This window comes from Frisingicoccus sp. (assembly GCA_016298055.1).
Classification (GTDB): domain Bacteria; phylum Bacillota; class Clostridia; order Lachnospirales; family Lachnospiraceae; genus Frisingicoccus.
On record JAEDDO010000229.1, the window covers coordinates 1 to 2,594 of the forward strand.

Genomic DNA, 2,594 nt, shown 5'->3' on the forward strand with positions numbered 1-2,594 from the left:
CCATATTACAGATTGATCGAGAATGAGCAGATGTCGGAAAAAGTCTGTGACAGTATTATTCGGGAATTTGGCCTTGATCCTCAGGTGGCCCATATTGTCAACGGACATATGCCTGTAAAACTTAAAAAAGGTGAGAGCCCTATTAAGGGAAATGGAAAATTATTTATTATCGACGGCGGTTTTTCAAAGGCTTATCAGAAAACGACAGGAATTGCCGGATATACGCTGGTCTATAATTCTTATGGATTAAAGCTTGTCACCCATTTGCCTTTTGAGAGCCGTGAAAAAGCAATTATCGAAGAAACGGATATTTGCGAGAATATTAGTATTATAGAGAAGCTGGCGTATCGTCAGTATGTGGCAGATACAGATAACGGAAAGATTCTCCAGCAAAAAATTCATGATCTGGAACTTCTGTTAAAGGCTTATAGAAATGGTAAGCTGCGTGAGATCGCAGAACAGTAAATGCATGGAGGAATAGGAATGAAGGACGGATTTATCAGAGTTGCAGCGGCAACGCCGGAGATTCAGGTGGCAGACTGCAGATATAATCGTGAACAGATTGAAAAAATGATGGAGGAAGCGTGGAATCAGGAAGCGGGAATGGTTGTATTTCCGGAGCTTTGCCTGACAGGCTATACATGCGGTGATCTTTTTCTTCAGGAGCTGCTTTTAAAAAAATGCGTGGAGGAGCTGGGTGTTCTTTTGAAAGCTTCGGAAGGCAAGGATATGCTCACGGTTGTCGGTATGCCGCTGGAAGTGAACGGAAAATTATATAATACGGCGGTCGTATTTAAAGACGGCAATATTCTTGGTGTTGTTCCAAAAACCTTCATTCCGAATTATTCGGAATTTTATGAGGCGCGTCATTTTGAGAGAGGTCCTAAAAAACCGGTCAGAATTCATCTGGCCGGTCAGGAGACCTGGTTCGGAACACAGCTTTTATTCCAGTGTACATCCGTGCCGGGGCTTGTCGTGGGCGGTGAGATCTGTGAAGACCTGTGGGCACCGAATCCGCCGAGCATTTCCCATGCTCTGGCAGGAGCGACAGTTATGTTTAATGTCTCTGCCAGTGATGAGATCACAGGAAAGGATGCTTACCGCAAAGAACTGGTGAACAGCCAGTCGGCCCGACTCATCTGCGGATATATTTACGCAGGTGCGGGAGAAGGAGAATCCACAACAGATCTTGTTTTTCCGGGACATAATCTGATCTGTGAAAACGGAACCTGCCTTGCCGAGTCGAAACGTTTTGAGACAGGTATCGTTTACGGAGATCTGGATCTGGGACGTCTGAACAGTGAACGACGCCGCATGACCACCTTTATTCAAAATGAAGACCGGGATTATGTGTGGGTGCCTTTTGAACTGGAGATGAAGGATATTGAGCTTCGAAGATTTATCGATCCGAATCCTTTTGTTCCTTCCGGTGAACAGGATCGTCAGAAGCGCTGTGAAGAGATTTTATCGATTCAGGCGATGGGACTTAAAAAACGTCTGGCACATACCCATTGTCAGACAGCTGTTGTGGGTATATCCGGAGGACTGGATTCCACATTGGCGCTTCTTGTGACGGTCCGCGCCTTTGATATGTTAGGCCTTGACCGCAAACAGATCATGGCTGTCACAATGCCGTGTTTCGGAACAACAGACCGCACATACAATAATGCATGTCAGCTTGTCAATGAGCTCGGTGCAAAGCTTATGGAAGTCAATATCCGCGAGGCGGTATCGCTTCATTTCAGGGATATCGGACAGGATATGGATAATCATGATGTGACCTTTGAAAACGGACAGGCGAGAGAGCGTACCCAGGTATTGATGGATCTTGCAAATCAGCGCGGCGGTATGGTCATCGGTACGGGCGATCTGTCTGAGCTTGCGCTTGGATGGGCCACCTATAACGGGGATCACATGTCAATGTATGGCGTGAACGCTTCCGTGCCAAAAACACTGGTGCGTCATCTGGTACGGTACTATGCAGATACATGCGAATCTGAAAATCTCAGAGAGGTTCTTCTGGATATTTTAGATACACCGGTCAGCCCGGAACTTATTCCTCCGAAGGAAGGTGAAATCTCTCAGAAGACGGAGGATCTTGTCGGCCCATATGAACTCCATGACTTTTTCCTCTATCACATGATGCGTTTTGCGTGTCCGCCGGCTAAAATTTATCGACTGGCAAAGATGGCATTTAAAGGGCGTTACGAGGATGAAGTTATTCTTAAATGGCTGAAGAATTTCTACCACCGTTTCTTTATTCAGCAGTTTAAACGCTCCTGTGTGCCGGATGGACCGAAGGTCGGTTCCGTGGCCCTTTCACCGAGAGGCGACTGGCGGATGCCAAGTGATGCGTCAGCCAGAATCTGGAAAGAAGAACTTGAAGCCATCGGGGACGGAGTTTGTGGCTCAAAATAGCGTGAAAAATTTTCTAAATATGTAACTGTTCAGAGCCAAGCAAAATTTCATAAAACAGGCGTAAAGTGCTTGCATTTTCAGGGCTGTTTTTGAAATTTTATTTGGCGGATACGCCACACCGACGAAATGCGAAGCATTTTGGAGGTTGGCTCTGAACAGTTACCTAAATATTAAAA

Annotated in this window: 2 protein-coding genes; both read left to right on the forward strand. The window is 46.0% G+C overall.

The features are described 5' to 3' along the window. The coding region (locus QZZ35_RS10935) for a fructose-bisphosphatase class III (protein WP_291237431.1) at positions 1-465 on the forward strand (465 nt) is incomplete at its 5' end. A gap of 18 nt (positions 466-483) precedes the next feature. Continuing rightward, complete coding sequence (locus QZZ35_RS10940; protein WP_291237432.1) at positions 484-2,418, forward strand: NAD(+) synthase; 1,935 nt, start codon at positions 484-486, stop codon at positions 2,416-2,418. Positions 2,419-2,594 lie beyond the last annotated feature (176 nt).

Coding starts and splice junctions, on each gene's coding strand:
- QZZ35_RS10940 (WP_291237432.1), top strand. CDS start 484: ATGAAGGACGGATTTATCAGAGTTGCAGCGGCAACGCCGGAGATTCAG.